Here is a 15548-nt window from a genome sequence, read left to right as displayed (position 1 = left end):
GGCTAACCGGTACGCCGGATTTGCGCGAGGAGTTTCTGGCGGAAGACTTCGGCGGGTGTTTTGTAGCCGAGGCATTTGCGTGGTGTCGCGTTCAGATGATTGCAGATCTCGGTGAGATCGCCGTCGCTGAGAGACAGTGGATCCACCTCTCTCGAGAGCCATTTCCTGGCCCGTCTGTTGGTGTTTTCGACAGTGCCTTTCTGCCAAGGGGATTGTGGATCGCAGAACCATGTTTGCGCTCCGATGCTCGCCTGCAAGTAGGGCCAGTCGGTGAACTCAGTCCCACGGTCAAAGGTGATCGAGCGGCGGGCGAGGTGGGGTAGAGACTGGAGAACCTGGATCAGCCCGTCCATCACTGGTCTCGATTGCCGGTCATTGTTGCGCAGGAAGACGGCGAAGCGACTGACCCGTTCGACCAGCGACGTCACGTTGGCCTTTCCGAACTTCTTGCGAAACTGGATGAGATCGCATTCCCAATGCCCGAACTGTTTGCGCTCGGCGACGGCGTCTGGCCGGTAGAGAATGTTGACATCCGGGGTGAAACGCCTGCCATGGCGGCGTCTGGCGTGCCGTGGCCGGCGTCTGGCACGATGCTCCGGCAGATGTCGCCACAGCTTGATCGCATGACCGTCCGATGAATAGGCGAACTTGTAGATCGTCTCATGGCTGACGGAGATCGGATGGCGCTCAAGCTGCAACCGGCCAGCAATCTGTTGCGGCGACCGCCATGCATGATGCGCTCAATCACCGACTGGCGCAGATGCGAGAACCGGGCAAGTTTGCGCAGCTTGGCACGCCGTTCTCGCGCCGTGTCATTGGCCATCACGCAATAGTAACCCTTGAGGTCCGGCATCTCACGATCCTCGAAAGTATTGCGGCGCAGCTCACGGAAAATGGTTGAGCGATGTCGGTGCAGTTTCTCGGCGATCACGTCAACGCTGATTCCAGCCGTACGCCAGCGAGCAATCTTGCGGCGTTCATCCATATCGATCTGGGAGTAGGTGCGCTTCATGTCTCGTTCCTTGCAGGGATAAACCGTTGTTATCTATTGCAAGTCGCACTTCATCCTTGAACCCACCTTTGATCACTGCATGTGGCGGCAGGGTTGAACTGTCCGTTTCGACGCAAAGTTAAAATGTCACTTTGCGCCGCCACACGGCACGACAATCAGCCCCCGATCTGTCCGGCTGTTCCAGGTTGCGAGGACAGACCGGGGCGAGTGGGAGGTAGCATACCCGGTCTTCAGACGCCCTGGTCACCGGGTCTGGTTTTCGCCCGCGGCGGCCCGTGCCGGTGCCAGTCACGCTAGGCGGCTCATCGCGAAAAAGCTTCCGGCGCCTGCCTGGTCGGACGCGGCAATGTCCGTCTGGTTAATTCCGATCTGGTCTTGTTGTGACGCCATTGCCATCGGACATCTACAAACTCGAAAGAGATGGCGGAGATCTTGGCAGTGAGTTTAGACTTGCCCAATCTATCATAAATTGATAAATTTTGATAAGTTGAAAGGTAAGGTCATGCCAGCGAGTTACAGCATTGGATCTCACTATGAAGCTCTCGTGCAAGAGCTTGTCAAAAGCGGTCGCTATGCCAGCGCGAGCGAGGTCGTGCGCGATAGCCTGCGCATGCTTGAGGAACGCGAAGAGCAGCGGGCTGCAAAGTTGTCGGCGTTGCGTGAAGAAATTCGCAAGGGTGTCGTGAGTGGCGATGGACTCCCGGCAGCATCAGTGCTTAATCGCCTCGAAGCGAAATACCGCAGGTAATGGATATCGTGTTCGCTCCCGCGGCGGCGCAGGATATTGAGGAAATTGGCGACTACATCTACGCGGAGAATCCGCCGGCGGCGATCCGGTTCATTATGGGGTTGAGAAGCCGTTGCAGCCGTATTGCTGGCGCGCCGAGCGGGAGGAGGTCTTCCTTGGTGGTCACGATGACGGCGTCGCAGGCAACGATGGATCCGACCTCTTCGAGGCCACGAAGACGGCCATCGCCTTGGAGCGATCCTACGGCATGGGCGAGAAGCTTGCCTCCTATGGCGATCTCAGTCGGCGCCGTCTCGAAGAGATCGGCCATTTGGATCCTGAGTTAATGGCACGGGTCGACCGCATTCTCCAAGAGCAGCTCGATCGGGCGAAAGGAATCCTTGAGCGGCATCGGAGACCCTGCATGATGCTCGCCGATGAACTTGTCGCGCGGCTTGAGTTGCCGGGCAAAGAGGTCTTGGAGACGCTTGACCAACACAGAGGGGGGAGGGATGGATCCGCCATGCGACTTGATCTCGGCCCTCGGGTTCGATAAGCGAACTCCATGAAATCACGACACCGGGGCGGCGAATGGCCGGACGTCCGTGAGAGTCCAGGACTCCGGGAAAGGGCATTCGCGTTATGCTCGTCCCGGAGATCCGCCATCTCGACGTTCGATCACATGAGGGAGCTACGCGGTCTTCTTCGTGTTAAGCCGAAATCGGTTGGTCCTTTCCGGTCACCCGGTCGCGCACGCTCTCCAGAATCTCGTCGGACAAGGCGGGATCGTTCACCGCCCGGGACATGACGAGAGCGCCGACGAAGCTTGCGACATCCGCGATCGCTTGGCTGCGGTCAGGCTTGGAACCACTCTCCGTCTGCCAGTTCTCCATATGGGCAATCAACCCGCGGATATGATCTGTCACCGGGCCTCGCTCCGCTTCCGGCAGTCTTGCAAGCTCCGGCCCAAGAGCGGCCACGGTGCATCCCGCTCCAACGACGGCGCGATGCTCTGGTGAAAGATAGGATTTTGCGAAATCGTCCAAAGAACCATTGAGGGCATTGGCACCCAGCATGTTCTGCATCGCATGGGCCAGCGCTTGCTCTGCAAGATCGCTCTTGGATTTGAAGTGGCCGTAGAAGCCGCCATGGGTGAGGCCAGCCCCTTTCATGACAGCATCGACACCGACAGCGTGGATGCCATTCTCGCGAAACAGCTTTGCCGCTGTATCGAGAATGCGCTGTCGGTTTTCCTTTGCCTGTTCCTTGGTCGGACGCATCGGCAGATCCTTTTTAAAAATGCCCTTGACAAAATATATGACGAGCGTCATTTAAATGCAATACATGACGAACGTCATTTAAATTAACAGGCCCAGCGGAAACGCTTTTTAGAAGGATGAAGCACATGAGCATGCGTTATAGAGTTTTCGGCCGCACCGGCCTTCGCGTTTCGTCGTTGGCGCTGGGTACCGGCAATTTCGGCACCGGCTGGGGCTACGGCGCGGATCGAGAGACTGCGAAGCAGATATTCGACGGTTACCGCACCGCCGGCGGCAGTTTCATCGATACGGCCGACCAGTATCAGTTCGGCCAGTCGGAAACGCTGACCGGCGAATTCATCACTAGCGAGCGCGACGACATCGTGCTCGCTACAAAGTTCTCGCTGGGCGATGCGCCGACCAGCGGCTTGCAGCGCACTGGCAACAGCCGCAAGGCCATGATCCAGTCCGTGGAAGCCAGCCTGAAGCTCCTGAACACCGATCGCATCGATCTTCTCTGGGTGCATATGCCGGATGCCGTCACCCCGATCGACGAAATCGTCCGCGGCCTTGATGACCTCGCCCGTTCCGGCAAGATCCTCTATTCCGGCCTGTCGGATTTCCCAGCCTGGCGCGTCGCCACCGCCGCCACCGTTGCAGACCTGCGCGGCTGGTCGCCGATCTCGGCGCTGCAGATCGAATACAGCCTCGTGGAACGCACCGTCGAGCGTGAGCTGATCCCCATGGCCAATGCCTTCGGTCTGGGCACCGTTAGCTGGTCGCCGCTTGGCGGTGGTCTGCTCACCGGAAAATATCGCAAGGGCGAGACGGGCAGGGCACAAGGGCTCGGCGCGGTCATCCATGGCGAAAGCGACGATCGCAAGACGGCAACCGTTGACGCGGTTCTGGCGATTGCCGAGGAAACCGGACTTCCTGCCGGTCAGATCGCCATCGCCTGGGTACTAGCCAAAGGCACAACGCTGCCGATCATCGGTCCGCGCACCAAGGAGCAGCTCGACGACAATCTTTCAGCACTCAATGTTCGCCTGACCGAAGAGCAGATCGCCCGCCTCGATACCGCCAGCGCCATCCCGCTCGGCTTCCCCTACGACATCGTTACCGGCAGCCGCGGTCGTCTGGCGGGCGGCAAGGAGGATGTGATGGACTGGCCGGCCGCTGCGGTGAAATGAGGCCGTTGATCGGCCGAATTTTCCATCCGACATGCTCGGCCTGGGGCGAAGCTTCCGTTTCGCGGCGTGAATCCTCGGCTCAGCAGCCGGGGATGCTCTTCTGCGTTCATCACGGATCTTCTGAATGACTTCGAGGCGATGCAATTCTTTCTGCGACATGGTGATCATAAAGGACATGACGACTCCGACCGCTCATGGTCTCGACCAGGCTGAAGATCGTCATCCTTGCTCCCAACGTTGGCTTTGACCAGCGCGTCGAGAGGCAAGACTGTCGCATCTCTAACTGGCCCAACTGTCGCATTACTAAATAGAATGTACCCCCTTACACTGCAATGTGGCATAATCAACATTATGGAACACCCGAGCGGTTTTGTGTCTGTTGCTTTTGGCAATCAAACCGCTTGTTGCGTTCCTGTGGATGTCCTCGATAAACGGCGGTTTCACCTGTTGCTTTTTCGAAGCAGCATTGTGACATTTGCCCGCGTTCGGGAGCGCGGGTCAACATGCCGGTCAACCTCAATTCGTCATCGCTACCACCCACGCTGCGCGGCATGGCCAGCGTCGATCAGCACGGCATACCTCGGTTTTGGGCGACCATCTGGATCGATGTGCTGAAACCGACGATGGAGTCGTCAACCAGGCGCAAACACCTGACAGCCTTGGATCGGCTTTATGAAGCGTGCAATCGTCAGCGCGGCCGCGACTGCCTTGACCGCTTGATCGCCGAGGCTGACGCGGACGGCCTTGAGAATGTCCTGCTGGGCTTCCTCGCTCAACTCCGCAACGAAGCGATCATAACCGGGTTCGACAAAGCCTCGACGTGGACGTCTGCGGTGAGCTTTGTGATCGACATGCTCCGATACACGGGCAATTCTTTGGGCGCTCGCGCCGCCGAAATGGAGGCCAAGCTTCTCAGGCTCGAAGTCCTGTATCGCCAGCTTGCTCCCAACCCCGAGGCTACCGAGGGGCCGGTGGTCCGTGCGCTGCCTTCGACGGTGGTTCAGGACCTCTATGAAATCTTTCGACCAGATTCCGCACGCAATCCCTTCAAAACCGAGGCGCTTCGTTGGCGCAACCTCGTCATCTTCATGCTTCTCCTACGTCTGGGACTGCGTCGCGGTGAAGCAGCACTTCTGTGTATCAATTCCTTCAAGGAAGACTTCAACTACGACACCGGCGCAATGGATTACTGGCTCGACGTCGAGGAGACGCACGACGGTGACCCACGCTACGAGCAACCGAGCTTGAAAACCGCGCCGTCACGGCGGCAACTCCCGCTATCCAAGGAGTTTGTCGAGTTGATCCCGATCTTTGCTCAAAACTTCCGAGGCAAAGCAAACTATCCGCATCTTCTGATCTCCCAGAAATCCAAGCCTCTGTCGCTTCGATCCATGAACGAGATTTTTGAGGTGGCATCCAAAGCGCTCTCTCCGGAAGCGAGGAAATCTCTGAGTAAACAGGGCCTTGGCAGCGTTTCCTGTCACGATCTTCGACATACGTCTGCCGTCGTCCGAATGACACGATATCGGGACAAAGGGCTCGATCTGGACACGGCTCAAGGGAATTTGCGGGAATACTTCGGCTGGTCGGAGGAGTCCAACATGCCCCGCCTCTATGCGAAGGCCTACTTTGAAACCACTCTTGCCGAAGTGTGGGACGAGACGTTTGACACGTTCGTGGACGCCTTGAGGCGCATTAGTCCGGAGCGAAACCATTGAATAACAATGCTATCGAGCCGTATTCAGCGCCGTCAGTCGAAATCACGAGGATGTCTGCCAAGCTTCCACCACTGCCTCCTGTCATTCGGTACTTCGATGACTTCTACAATGAGATGAGGTCAATCCGTGACATATCGTCGAGCGGTAAGATATCGATCCTCGTAGACGGTCTCGAACGGTTTATCGACTTTGATGCGTTCGGTGTTTTGGACATCGTTATGAAGCACGTTGTAGTCGACTGGTTCCAGAGGCTTGATCCGACCACTGTGATCATGAAGGTTGCCAATGTCCTTAGGTACATCGCACGATGCGGACTGGAACCCGTCGCGTATCTATTTGTATCCTCGCCCTTTGACAGCCGAGCTTACTGGTCAACTCAGGTTCTATCAGATGTGAAAGCAGATGAGAGCTGGGCATTGCGAGCAGCGTTGCACTCGCTCTGTCGGCTGAACATCGGCCACTGGTCTCCGCTGTCAACCTCGATCATACGAGGATTAAAAAAGCCCGAGGGTCGACAAGTACCGCGTCGTTCGCGCTGGCGATTGTTTCCTGCCTCTTGATCAGCAGGCCATGATCGTCAATCACATCGACAGCCTCTGCGAAAAACTGGCGGTTGACCCAGCTTCGCTCGACAATGAAGAGGTTCGTGACGCTTGCATGCTCGTCATGTCTTTCCAGTACGCGTTCCGTCCAGGGCAGATCGCACGCATAGAGCTTGCTGACGTCCGGCTCTTCTCGACGGGCGCGGTGCACGTCGCCGTGTCGATCATCAAGCAGAAGGACAACAACAAACGCATCCGCATCACGCGAAAGATCAAGCGCGAGTGGGGACCGCTCTTCAATGAATTGGTCAGACGGCGGGAAGAGGGTTCGCTCCAACTGGAGGAGGGTGCGCCCCCTCGCCTGCTCTTCGGCCTCACGCCACAGGGGGTCAGCCGCGCCATCATGGAACTGACCGAGGAGCTGACTGGTGACGCTTGGTCACCGACCGACCTGCGGCACACTGCAGCCCAACGTCTTGCCGATGGTGGTATCTCACATGTCGGTCTCACGGAGTTCATGGGGCAGACGAGCGACCGCATCGCCAGCGTCTACTACGACAAGTCTCCTGCGCAGGCACAGCGCATCAACGAGGCGCTCGCCATCTCGCCAATTTATTCCAACATCGCCAAAATCGCGAAGACCAAGACTATCGACAAGGCGATGCTTCTCGGCTTGCCACCGGACCAGCAGATTGGCGGCGTACCGCACGGCGTTCCCATTGCCGGGATCGGGGGCTGCGGACTCGGTCAGAGCCTTTGCACGAAGAACCCGGTCTTGGCTTGTTACACCTGTTCCAGGTTCATGCCGCTTGGCGAGTCAGAAATACACGAGGAGGTACTCGAAAGCCTTCGTCCGGTCGTTGTCGAATTTGCATCTGCCTCACGCAATAACGAGCAGTCTCCGGCCTACGCGCAGCTCAAAGCCACGATGGATGCGGTCCGCCGGGTCGTTGAAGAGTTGAAATCCGACCGAATCCAAGAGCGTCACCCATGAACCCGTTTTATGCAGAATATATTGCGACGGCCAAAAGGTTGGCTGCCGAGCGCGGGTTGATCTGGGACCTCGACTACGACGACCAGGGAAAGGTAAGCAAGGAAACACGTTGGGACCTGATCGGGCTAGTCGGCATGTTCCCGCCACCCCCACTTTATCTGGGGCAGGTTGGGGTCGATCCTAATGCGCATGAAAAGCTCAACGAGATCAGAAGGAGGATGAATCAAAGTCCGATTACCGCCGGGCCGATGACACTGCACTGGCGTGAACTGTACCAGGCAGTTTTGATACATCAGCTTCTTGTCCGCAAGACGAAGCCGCAGAGCGCGTTCCAGGTCGCACAAGGTATCCGGCGACTGGCCCCCGCCGCCGAAGATACGCCGCCTTGGGCCGTAAAACCTGAGCAAGTACAACAAGCCTACAATGCCGTCCTTCAGTCGGCGGCCTCCGGCAAATTGGCGTTGGACTTCGCCGGTACCTTGCGGAACATCCTTGACGGTCAGAAGCTCGCAGACATCCCATCCCTAGCCCGGTTTTGCGCTCCCTACCCGACCAACGAGTCCCTGTCCGCTCAGCAGCAGGCGGAAACCGTACGCAAAAGGCAGAATGCTCATGGCGGCAAGAACGGCCTTCGTCGATCCCTAGCCGAAAGAAAATCGGCCACAAAGCTTCCAGATGAGCGTGCCTTCTGGGAACTGGTTCGGATCGTCTTCACCGAGACGCCGCGTACCTTCTCCGACGCCATTCGGTTCGCGGCATTCCGTGTGCAGATCATCATGGGCTTCCGGATTGGTGAAACTGCTCTGCTCCCTTTGGATTGGAAAAGATGGCGTGAATACTTCGACGCCGATGGCCGCCCTGCCGGGGAACATGGCGGCTTCTCTCGCTCGTTGATGATCCGGCATTTTGCCGAGAAGCAGGAAGATGACGAGCGTACGGACGGTGTCGCGCTGTACGAGAACACTCAGCACATACCGCCAATGTTCGAGCAGATTCTCGTGGAGACGCTAGATCATATCGAGCGGATCACTGCGCCTTTGCGAGAGCGGTTGAGACAGCAGACGGCGACGGGCCGCATCTTTCCAGAATACACCGATGACGCGCTGGTCCCTGCGTCAGAGATGTATGTTCGGATGACAGGCAATGCCATTTTTACGGATGTCGATCTTCCGGAGGAACTGGTTCGAACCTATCGGGAAAGTTATAATCCATCGTTCCTGGCTAAAATACAGGACATGCAGAAAGGCAGGGCACAGCGTGGCCTCTCTGCTTTCTGGACTAATCCTGCGCAAGAGCAAATTGCTGTTCGGAATGAAGCGGGTGTCCCGTTCGGTGGAAAAATCGACTGGCGGACGGCCTATATCCGTGTGGGAGACGTGGAGCGCCATATCCGTGAGAGCCGCGCCACCAAGCTCTCCGATACCAGCCCGACGAGGACGACCGATGGAACTCTTCTTTATCCCCATGAGATGATGTTCGTGGTGCCGGTAAGGAATTTGATCGAAGGGCGTAATGACGGCGTCTTGGATACGACGCTTTACTCAGCCGTTGGCCGTTTGGATGTTGGAGACCTGAAAAACATCCTTGGCGGTTATGGCGGTCAAACCTGCATCTTCGCCCGCTACGGACTGACCGAAGAGGATCGCGCCTTTACGATGAAGACGCACGCTTTGCGTCATCTTCAGAACACGGAGCTGTTCCGTCTCGGCGTCGCCGACACGATCATCACCAAGAAATTTAATCGGCGCAGCGTTCAGCAGAGCCACGTGTACGATCATCGCAGTCTGGCCGAGGACCTTGCCAACATCGATCTCCCTCCGGAAGCGGAGGAGCGGCTAGGCAACAAGGCACTGCAGGTCTTCAAGCTTATCTCAGCCAACAGGGCGCGGGGTCCGGTGGTCGATGAGTTCCGTAAGGTCCAGCGCGAGTACGGAGACGAGGCGGCTTTCGACTACCTGAATGCCGAGGCAGACGGACTGCATGTCACGCCTTATGGCCTGTGTATGAATAGCTTTACCAGCGACCCCTGCCCCAAGCACCTAGAATGCTTCAATGGGTGCCTTCACCTAGCGCGGACGAACGTGATCAGCGAACAGGAAAACCTCGAACGCATGCGTGACAGGTTCGCGAAGGTGATCATCACGCTGGAGGCACTGCCCGAGGACCGCCGCAACATCGGCTGGGCTAACCAGCTCACCCACGCCCGTGTCCGGTACGAAAACATCGTGACGGCGCTCGGCACAGAGCCGGGAATGCAGGTGTTCCCCGACGGAGAAGACCTGTCGGTCACGGCCGAGCAGAAAGCTGGCACCACCATCATAGACACGATGAAGCGGCTGAGGGACCTCGATGATTGATAAGGCCCAGATTCTCGAAGAACTCCTTGAGGCGATGATCGCCGAGGACGAGGACATTACCGTCCGTGCCGTGTGCAGGAGGAGTGACGGCGTCTTCAAGCACGCCACCGATATCACGCGGAACGAAACCCGCAACGAGAGTGTGAAGTCGGCGATCGCCAAGCAGGAAACCATCCGGACAGCCGTCAACCGATCCAGCAAAAAGTCTCGTGCCGAACTGGAAAAGCTCGTGGCGGCGAAGAACGCGGAGATCGCGCAGTTGCAAGCCGACAAGGAGTTGCTGACGGCTTCACACCGCAAGATGATCCTTGGCGTAGCGCAGATGGGTGGCCTGCCCATCTGGAGACAGTTCTTCGAGCGATACCACGAGGTCCTCGACAAGCTCGACAGCATGGATGCCATTCCCTCCGGTGAAGTCGTCGCTCTTCCTCCGAGGAAGTCCTGATGGCGCGAGGAACGGGCAAGAGCGGCGTCGAGGTCGCCCAGGAGCATGTCGATGCCCTGGAGTCGTATCTGGAGAACCTCGGCGACCAGCCGCTGCCACGCTATGGCGGCGTCGAACTGAACAAGAGCGCCATCGCGAAGGCCTGCGGCTTCGACCGTCAGGTGTTCCGCACCAATCCCCGTTGCGCCGAAATCCTCAGCGACGCCGACGACCGTGATCGCAAGGCCAACCTGACACGCCTCGAACAGGCGGAAGCGGACCGCGAGCAGAAGGCCAAAGTGGACGGCAACCAGATGGCTCTTGAAGAGGAGAACCTTCGGCTGAAGGCGGAGAACGCCTCGCTGCGCCGCGACCTGGATCGCATGAAGCGACTGAGCGCGGTGATCGCCGAGACTGGTAGACTTCCATGATTGGGTGTTTGAAGTCTGGTCCTCGGAGCCGCGCCGTCGTGGTCCCGACAGGCCGTGGGAGCTGGATCGCAGTGAACGAGGCGCAGGGACCCGCGACGTCCCGTCGTGGGTGGCCGCAGTGAACGGAGAGCCAGAGCCCATGGCAGGGGCCAATCAACGACGGGGTGGCGCAGAGGGGCAGACGTTCCTGGTCCTTGGTGAGCGTTCTGAGCAGTCCTGGGAGCTCTCCATCACGTCAGTCCATGCCAGCCGGTTCGGCGACCATGTCATCATCGGTCGCGACGAGACCGAGCAGCTCCGCCGTGCCCTCGTTCTTTCCAAGAGATCGCCGCGTGATCCGGCCGTTGGCGAGACGTGGCGTGTCACAGGCTCGATCCAACTCCATCCAGAACATGGTCCGCAGCTCCATGCCGAGGTGGCACTGCCCCTCGTCACCAAAGGGCGGGCGATTATCCGCCACCTTGCTACCGACAAGCGCTTCATCGGGATCGGCTGGGCGACGGCAGAAAGGGTCTGGGAGCGCTTCGGCGAGACCACCTACGACATCATCCGGGATCGCGATCTGAAGGCGCTCGCGGACGTCGTCGGAGCGGATCGGGCCATCGCTATCGTCGACGGGTTCGGCATGCTCGCCGAAGAGGCCGAAATCTTCCGCTGGCTGGATCGATACGGTGTCTCTCCTCGCGTGGCTGGTGCCGCCGCCCGTGTCTGGGGTCTTGGAGCCATCGACCGCATCAAGGCCGATCCCTTCACGATGACGTTGCTGGAGCCGTGGAAGGATGTGGATGCGAGAGCACTTCGGCTCGGTGTTGCCCTGGATGATCCGAGGCGACTGACGGCCGCCGTCGAGGAGGCGTTGGCCATCCGCTTCCGGGCAGGGAACATGGCCTCCCCTTCCCCGGTTCTGAAACATCTGGTGAAGCGGCTGCTTGCACCTTGGACTGGCGATCCGGTAAGTGCCATCGATCTGGCCTTGGCCAGCGGTCGCGTGGTTTCTCCAGCTTGCGACCTTCTGCAATCAAGAGCCTGTCGATTCATGGAGGATGAGGTCGCTCGGCAGATCGGCGTGCGCATGGGCCGCGAAGTTCCGGGATTCGACGGCAAGCTGGTTGTCGATGCCATGGCCAAGGTCGAGGCGGATATCGGCTACGCCCTTACCGATGCGCAGCGAGAGGCGGTCTTCATGGCCACCACCTGCGGCGTCTGCGTGATCAGCGGTGGCGCGGGCACGGGCAAGACGACCGTCGTCCGGGCGATCCTTGCCGCGCTGGAGGCCATGCGCGATCATCTTCCAGCTTCGCAGCGCCATGGCGTCGAACACCTGCAGGTGGCACTGGCTGGGCGTGCCGTCAGGCGGATCAGCGAAGCCACAGGTCGCCCCGCAAGCACCCTCTCGCGGCTGGTGCACGACATCGAGGATGCTGGCCGCCGCGTCCAAGCTGGCACTGTCATCTTCGACGAATCCTCGATGCTCGATACCCCGTCGATCTACCGGGTGCTCGCGCAGTTGCCTATCGAGGTCAACCTGATCTTCATCGGTGATCCCGGCCAGCTCCCGCCTATCGGACCCGGCCTGCCCTTCCACACCATGGTCAAGGCACCGGGCATTCCTTCGGTCACTTTGGACATTGTTCACAGGCAGGACGACGCCACCGGCATTCCGGCCGTCGCATCCGCCGTGCGCACCGGGAAGGCGGTCGGCCTCAGGCGCTTCGATCCGAATGTTGCGCTGACACCTGGCGTCTATCTCTTCCCGGCGTCGAAAGATGATGTGGCCGGAAAGACCATAGCCGCCTTCCGCGCCATGTGCGGACGGGTTCCAGCCTATGGCAAGACGGCCGCCCTGCACGAGATGGACGTCCAGATACTCACACAGGTGAAGAACGGCCCGGCCGGATCGAAGGAGCTGAACCGTGCCATCGAGGTCGAATACATGGACAGGCAGCCCAACGTCGAGGATTGGGGTCTGAGCGTCGGCTCGAAGATCATGTGGCTGAAGAACGATTACTCGAAGGCCCCTCTGCTCGACGCCGAAGGGAAGCCCGTTGTCGACAAAATGACGGGCGATCCGATCTGCGCGGGGTTCATGAACGGCTCCCTCGGAGTCGTCACCAAACCCCATCCCAAAGGTGCCTGGGTGCGGTTCGACGATGGCGCTGAAGACGCGATCACCACGGCCGATCTTGAGAAGCTCACCCACGGCTGGGCGATCAGCGTCCATAAGGCACAAGGGTCGGCATTCAAGCGGGTCATCATCCCCGTCGTCCGGTCGAAGCTGCTGGACCGGACCATGCTCTACACGGCCATAACTCGCGGTATTGAGGCCGTCGTTCTCGTCGGAGACATTGATCTCATCAATGAGATAATCGCGGCGTCTCCTTCGAGCCTCGCCAGGCACACTGCCCTAAGGTTTGTCGTGGAATAAGCGAAGGTGCGTGTCATTACGCTTCCTTGGATGCCAGCCGCTCCTTACGCATGAAGGCCCAGTCGATCAGTTCGGCCATCGACGGCCCGAGCGCTTTGCCAATCTCGGTCAGCGCGTATTCCACCTTGGGCGGCACCTGAGGATAGACGGTGCGGGTGACTATGCCGTCCTTCTCCAGTTCCTTCAGTTGCTGGATCAGCATCTTCTGGTTCACGCCTTCGCACCGCCGTTCGAGTTCGGAAAAGCGAAGTGGCTCTTTGGCTCCGAACAACTGGCAGATGATCACGATCTTCCATTTGCCTTCCAGTACCCGGAGGGCGTCGGTGGTCGCTTCTGCCCACTTGAGATGCTGTTGCGGGTCTCCGCACTTCCAGTCCCGATCCAATGTCATACTTACCTTTTGGTGGGTAACCCACTTATCCGTCAGTTCTTGTCGATGCCGCAGTATCTAATATCTTGGTGGGCAGAGCAACAGGAGCATCGGCATGAAAATCGGCATCATCGGCATTGGCAACATCGGGGGCACCCTTGCCCGCAAGCTCGCATCTGCGGGCCATGAGGTCAGGGTCGCGAACTCCAAGGGCGCGGACGCTGTGCAGCCCTTCGCGGAGGAGATCGGAGCGACTGCCGCCGACACGAACGGAGCTATCGCCGGGGCAGATTTGGTCATCATATCCATTCCGCTTCCCGCCATCGAAAAGCTATCGAAAGACCACTTTAGCGACCTGCCTGCCAGTGTCCCGGTCGTCGACACCAGCAACTACTATCCTGGCCTGCGCGATCCGCAGATTACCGACCTTGATGCAGGTGAGGTCGAAAGCGTGTGGGTCTCAAAGCAACTCGGCCGTTCCGTCATCAAGGCGTTCAACAATATCCTTGCGCATTCGCTGGCCGAACTGGGTCAGCCTGAAGGGACGCCCGGTCGCCTGGCAGTAGCGGTCGCCGGAGATAACGACGCAGCGAAGCAGCTTGTTATGAGGATTGTGAGCGAAGTCGGGTTCGATCCGGTTGATAGCGGACCGCTTTCGGAGTCCTGGCGGCAGCAGCCGTCGACGCCAGGATACTGCTGCGACTACGACGCGCCCACCATGCGCAAGGCGCTCGATGCGGCGGTGAAGGGTGAGGCGTCTAAGAAGCGTGACCAGCTCATGGGCAAATTTGCAACGCTCGGAGCGAACCCCACCCACGATGATGTCGTGGCAATGAACCGCTCGCTGAATCCTCTACAATAAAGCAACAGAGGCCATGCTTTTGATCTGCAACATAGGCTGTACGTGTTGCAGATCGATGCCTCGTGAAAAGCAACAAACGCGCTCTGAACCGGTGTGCAACACCCTTTGTTGGATCGAGCGGCGCAGAAGCCCTGTGGGAGAAAGCCTTAGCTTTACTCACTCACCCAGCTTCAACGCCGAAACCGCACTCTTTGGAACATCTAGGCGGTTTTGAACGTGTAGTGTGAAAAGCAACGTTGTATTTCCCACAGCAAGGTTTGGCTTCCGCAAAAGCAACGCGAAAATTCCTACGACGCATGCGGCTGTCTTCGAGGCCATTTCACGCGCTCGTTGGTCGCGGATTTTGTGAGAGAAGTAATCAACCAGAGTGCGTCGCAGCTGGAAAGCGCGCCAATCGGTCTCTAAAGCTATTTCCGCCTAAATCCGAACAGTTTCGTCGTAGCAACAAGTCGGTCCGAACACCCCAAGGCGTCGGCGATGTCGTGCAAGCGATCGATTGAGAAACCCGGGTTTGCGGCGCACCTTTGGAGGGCGTCGAAGAACGTCTGATCTGTGGCTCGAGCAGCGGCTGCTCTCACTCGGTTAAGTGGACTGAAAATGAATAGGTCGACGAGTGTTCGCTCCTGGTCGGTGACGCGGACATCGGTTCCAGCTAGCCTCACACTGTCGATTCCGACCGTTAAAAACCTGGGATTCCGAGAACTGATGGCATCGACATGCTCCGTGCAATCGCCTCCTATGTTAACGGACCCGCCATAGCGACGTGGAACGAAAGCCTGTATCGATTCGGGTTGCTCGTTAGTCATTCCATGGAATCTGGCGGCGGTGAGAAGGCCGAGGGCTCCGTCTGGCAGCGCCAGGGCGAAGCCAACCCATGGGAGGTCGCGGCTATCAATCTTGCCCTTGAGCGCGTAGTAGCCGAAGGCAGTCCGCACGGCAATGCCGGCGACGACTAGCCGGCTGAGCGTTTCGTGTGGAATATTGGCGTTCACAAAGCACGAAAGATGAAGCGCGCCATCGGCTTGCTTGAGCATGTCAACAACTGAATCTGCGTGGGTCATAAGCCTGATTGCCTCCGTCCAAACGAATGTTCTTCCGGGAACGTTCCTCCGAATCTACGAACGTATGGCTGCGAGGTCGTTTGGCTATCCCGACGCCGGAGGATCGCGAACCGGGACCGACTTAGGTCAGGCGCTCCCACCCAGCGGGTGAAGTGAGGTTGCTGCGAGTACGTCCA

Annotated in this window: 14 protein-coding genes and 1 pseudogene; 11 read left to right on the top strand and 4 right to left on the bottom strand. The window is 58.7% G+C overall.

Annotated elements, in window-relative coordinates:
• Nucleotides 1–2 precede the first annotated feature (2 nt).
• Nucleotides 3–1012: pseudogene (locus LPU83_RS71795) on the bottom strand (IS30 family transposase).
• A gap of 502 nt (nucleotides 1013–1514) precedes the next feature.
• On the opposite strand from LPU83_RS71795, the gene LPU83_RS71790 reads away from it, so the two are divergent.
• Together LPU83_RS71790 and LPU83_RS71785 are read left to right on the top strand one after the other, a co-directional pair.
• Nucleotides 1515–1760: a type II toxin-antitoxin system ParD family antitoxin gene (locus LPU83_RS71790; protein ID WP_024318401.1), complete on the top strand. Its 246-nt coding sequence runs from the start codon at nucleotides 1515–1517 to the stop codon at nucleotides 1758–1760.
• Nucleotides 1760–2086 (top strand): type II toxin-antitoxin system RelE/ParE family toxin, encoded by a 327-nt coding sequence (locus tag LPU83_RS71785; protein WP_082321372.1) that lies wholly within the window; start codon nucleotides 1760–1762, stop codon nucleotides 2084–2086. Before LPU83_RS71790 ends, LPU83_RS71785 begins: the two co-directional genes overlap by 1 nt.
• A 363-nt stretch (nucleotides 2087–2449) precedes the next feature.
• Here LPU83_RS71785 and LPU83_RS71780 read toward each other — a convergent pair whose 3' ends face one another.
• Complete coding sequence (locus tag LPU83_RS71780) at nucleotides 2450–3019, bottom strand: TetR/AcrR family transcriptional regulator (RefSeq protein ID WP_024318403.1); 570 nt, start codon at nucleotides 3017–3019, stop codon at nucleotides 2450–2452.
• A 131-nt stretch (nucleotides 3020–3150) separates the two neighbouring features.
• Between LPU83_RS71780 and LPU83_RS71775 the strand changes: the two genes are divergently transcribed.
• The 7 genes from LPU83_RS71775 (at nucleotide 3151) to LPU83_RS71745 (ending at nucleotide 13079) form a co-directional block, all read left to right on the top strand.
• On the top strand, nucleotides 3151–4188 hold the full coding sequence (locus tag LPU83_RS71775) for an aldo/keto reductase (RefSeq protein ID WP_024318404.1): 1038 nt from the start codon (nucleotides 3151–3153) through the stop codon (nucleotides 4186–4188).
• A gap of 503 nt (nucleotides 4189–4691) precedes the next feature.
• On the top strand, nucleotides 4692–5906 hold the full coding sequence (locus LPU83_RS71770; protein WP_024318782.1) for a tyrosine-type recombinase/integrase: 1215 nt from the start codon (nucleotides 4692–4694) through the stop codon (nucleotides 5904–5906).
• 570 nt (nucleotides 5907–6476) lie between these two features.
• Nucleotides 6477–7442, top strand: coding sequence for a tyrosine-type recombinase/integrase (locus LPU83_RS71765; protein WP_244656165.1), 966 nt, complete (start codon nucleotides 6477–6479; stop codon nucleotides 7440–7442).
• Nucleotides 7439–9799, top strand: a complete 2361-nt coding sequence (locus LPU83_RS71760; protein ID WP_024318783.1) for a hypothetical protein — start codon at nucleotides 7439–7441, stop codon at nucleotides 9797–9799. The genes LPU83_RS71765 and LPU83_RS71760 overlap by 4 nt, the downstream gene beginning before the upstream one ends.
• Nucleotides 9792–10244 (top strand): hypothetical protein, encoded by a 453-nt coding sequence (locus tag LPU83_RS71755; RefSeq protein WP_024318784.1) that lies wholly within the window; start codon nucleotides 9792–9794, stop codon nucleotides 10242–10244. Before LPU83_RS71760 ends, LPU83_RS71755 begins: the two co-directional genes overlap by 8 nt.
• Nucleotides 10244–10654, top strand: a complete 411-nt coding sequence (locus tag LPU83_RS71750) for a hypothetical protein (RefSeq protein ID WP_024318785.1) — start codon at nucleotides 10244–10246, stop codon at nucleotides 10652–10654. The genes LPU83_RS71755 and LPU83_RS71750 overlap by 1 nt, the downstream gene beginning before the upstream one ends.
• A 139-nt stretch (nucleotides 10655–10793) precedes the next feature.
• The gene (locus LPU83_RS71745; RefSeq protein ID WP_024318786.1) at nucleotides 10794–13079 is read left to right on the top strand and encodes an AAA family ATPase; all 2286 of its coding nucleotides are present in this window, start codon (nucleotides 10794–10796) and stop codon (nucleotides 13077–13079) included.
• Nucleotides 13080–13095: 16 nt separating this feature from the next.
• Here LPU83_RS71745 and LPU83_RS71740 read toward each other — a convergent pair whose 3' ends face one another.
• Nucleotides 13096–13470, bottom strand: coding sequence for a winged helix-turn-helix transcriptional regulator (locus LPU83_RS71740; protein WP_024318787.1), 375 nt, complete (start codon nucleotides 13468–13470; stop codon nucleotides 13096–13098).
• A gap of 94 nt (nucleotides 13471–13564) precedes the next feature.
• On the opposite strand from LPU83_RS71740, the gene LPU83_RS71735 reads away from it, so the two are divergent.
• The gene (locus LPU83_RS71735; protein ID WP_024318788.1) at nucleotides 13565–14311 is read left to right on the top strand and encodes an NADPH-dependent F420 reductase; all 747 of its coding nucleotides are present in this window, start codon (nucleotides 13565–13567) and stop codon (nucleotides 14309–14311) included.
• A 407-nt stretch (nucleotides 14312–14718) separates the two neighbouring features.
• On the opposite strand, the gene LPU83_RS76055 is transcribed toward LPU83_RS71735, so the two are convergent.
• Entirely contained in the window at nucleotides 14719–15117 is a 399-nt protein-coding gene (locus tag LPU83_RS76055; protein ID WP_374046204.1) for a hypothetical protein, read from the bottom strand.
• Between the two features lie 3 nt (nucleotides 15118–15120).
• Here LPU83_RS76055 and LPU83_RS71730 point away from each other — a divergent pair, with 3 nt between their 5' ends.
• A complete protein-coding gene (locus LPU83_RS71730; RefSeq protein ID WP_157997412.1) occupies nucleotides 15121–15267 on the top strand; it encodes a hypothetical protein in 147 nt (48 codons plus the stop codon).
• Nucleotides 15268–15548: the final 281 nt, after the last annotated feature.

This window comes from Rhizobium favelukesii (assembly GCF_000577275.2).
Taxonomy (GTDB): domain Bacteria; phylum Pseudomonadota; class Alphaproteobacteria; order Rhizobiales; family Rhizobiaceae; genus Rhizobium; species Rhizobium favelukesii.
This window is presented reverse-complemented; position numbering and strand designations above follow the sequence as displayed.

Bases quoted from the DNA above. Each gene is read 5' to 3' on its own strand.
- LPU83_RS71740 (WP_024318787.1), bottom strand. From the start codon at position 13,470: ATGACATTGGATCGGGACTGGAAGTGCGGAGACCCGCAACAGCATCTC.
- LPU83_RS71770 (WP_024318782.1), top strand. From the start codon at position 4,692: ATGCCGGTCAACCTCAATTCGTCATCGCTACCACCCACGCTGCGCGGC.
- LPU83_RS71785 (WP_082321372.1), top strand. From the start codon at position 1,760: ATGGATATCGTGTTCGCTCCCGCGGCGGCGCAGGATATTGAGGAAATT.
- LPU83_RS71730 (WP_157997412.1), top strand. From the start codon at position 15,121: ATGGAATCTGGCGGCGGTGAGAAGGCCGAGGGCTCCGTCTGGCAGCGC.
- LPU83_RS71765 (WP_244656165.1), top strand. From the start codon at position 6,477: ATGATCGTCAATCACATCGACAGCCTCTGCGAAAAACTGGCGGTTGAC.
- LPU83_RS71790 (WP_024318401.1), top strand. From the start codon at position 1,515: ATGCCAGCGAGTTACAGCATTGGATCTCACTATGAAGCTCTCGTGCAA.
- LPU83_RS71775 (WP_024318404.1), top strand. From the start codon at position 3,151: ATGCGTTATAGAGTTTTCGGCCGCACCGGCCTTCGCGTTTCGTCGTTG.
- LPU83_RS71750 (WP_024318785.1), top strand. From the start codon at position 10,244: ATGGCGCGAGGAACGGGCAAGAGCGGCGTCGAGGTCGCCCAGGAGCAT.
- LPU83_RS71755 (WP_024318784.1), top strand. From the start codon at position 9,792: ATGATTGATAAGGCCCAGATTCTCGAAGAACTCCTTGAGGCGATGATC.
- LPU83_RS71745 (WP_024318786.1), top strand. From the start codon at position 10,794: ATGGCAGGGGCCAATCAACGACGGGGTGGCGCAGAGGGGCAGACGTTC.
- LPU83_RS71735 (WP_024318788.1), top strand. From the start codon at position 13,565: ATGAAAATCGGCATCATCGGCATTGGCAACATCGGGGGCACCCTTGCC.
- LPU83_RS71780 (WP_024318403.1), bottom strand. From the start codon at position 3,019: ATGCGTCCGACCAAGGAACAGGCAAAGGAAAACCGACAGCGCATTCTC.
- LPU83_RS76055 (WP_374046204.1), bottom strand. From the start codon at position 15,117: ATGACTAACGAGCAACCCGAATCGATACAGGCTTTCGTTCCACGTCGC.
- LPU83_RS71760 (WP_024318783.1), top strand. From the start codon at position 7,439: ATGAACCCGTTTTATGCAGAATATATTGCGACGGCCAAAAGGTTGGCT.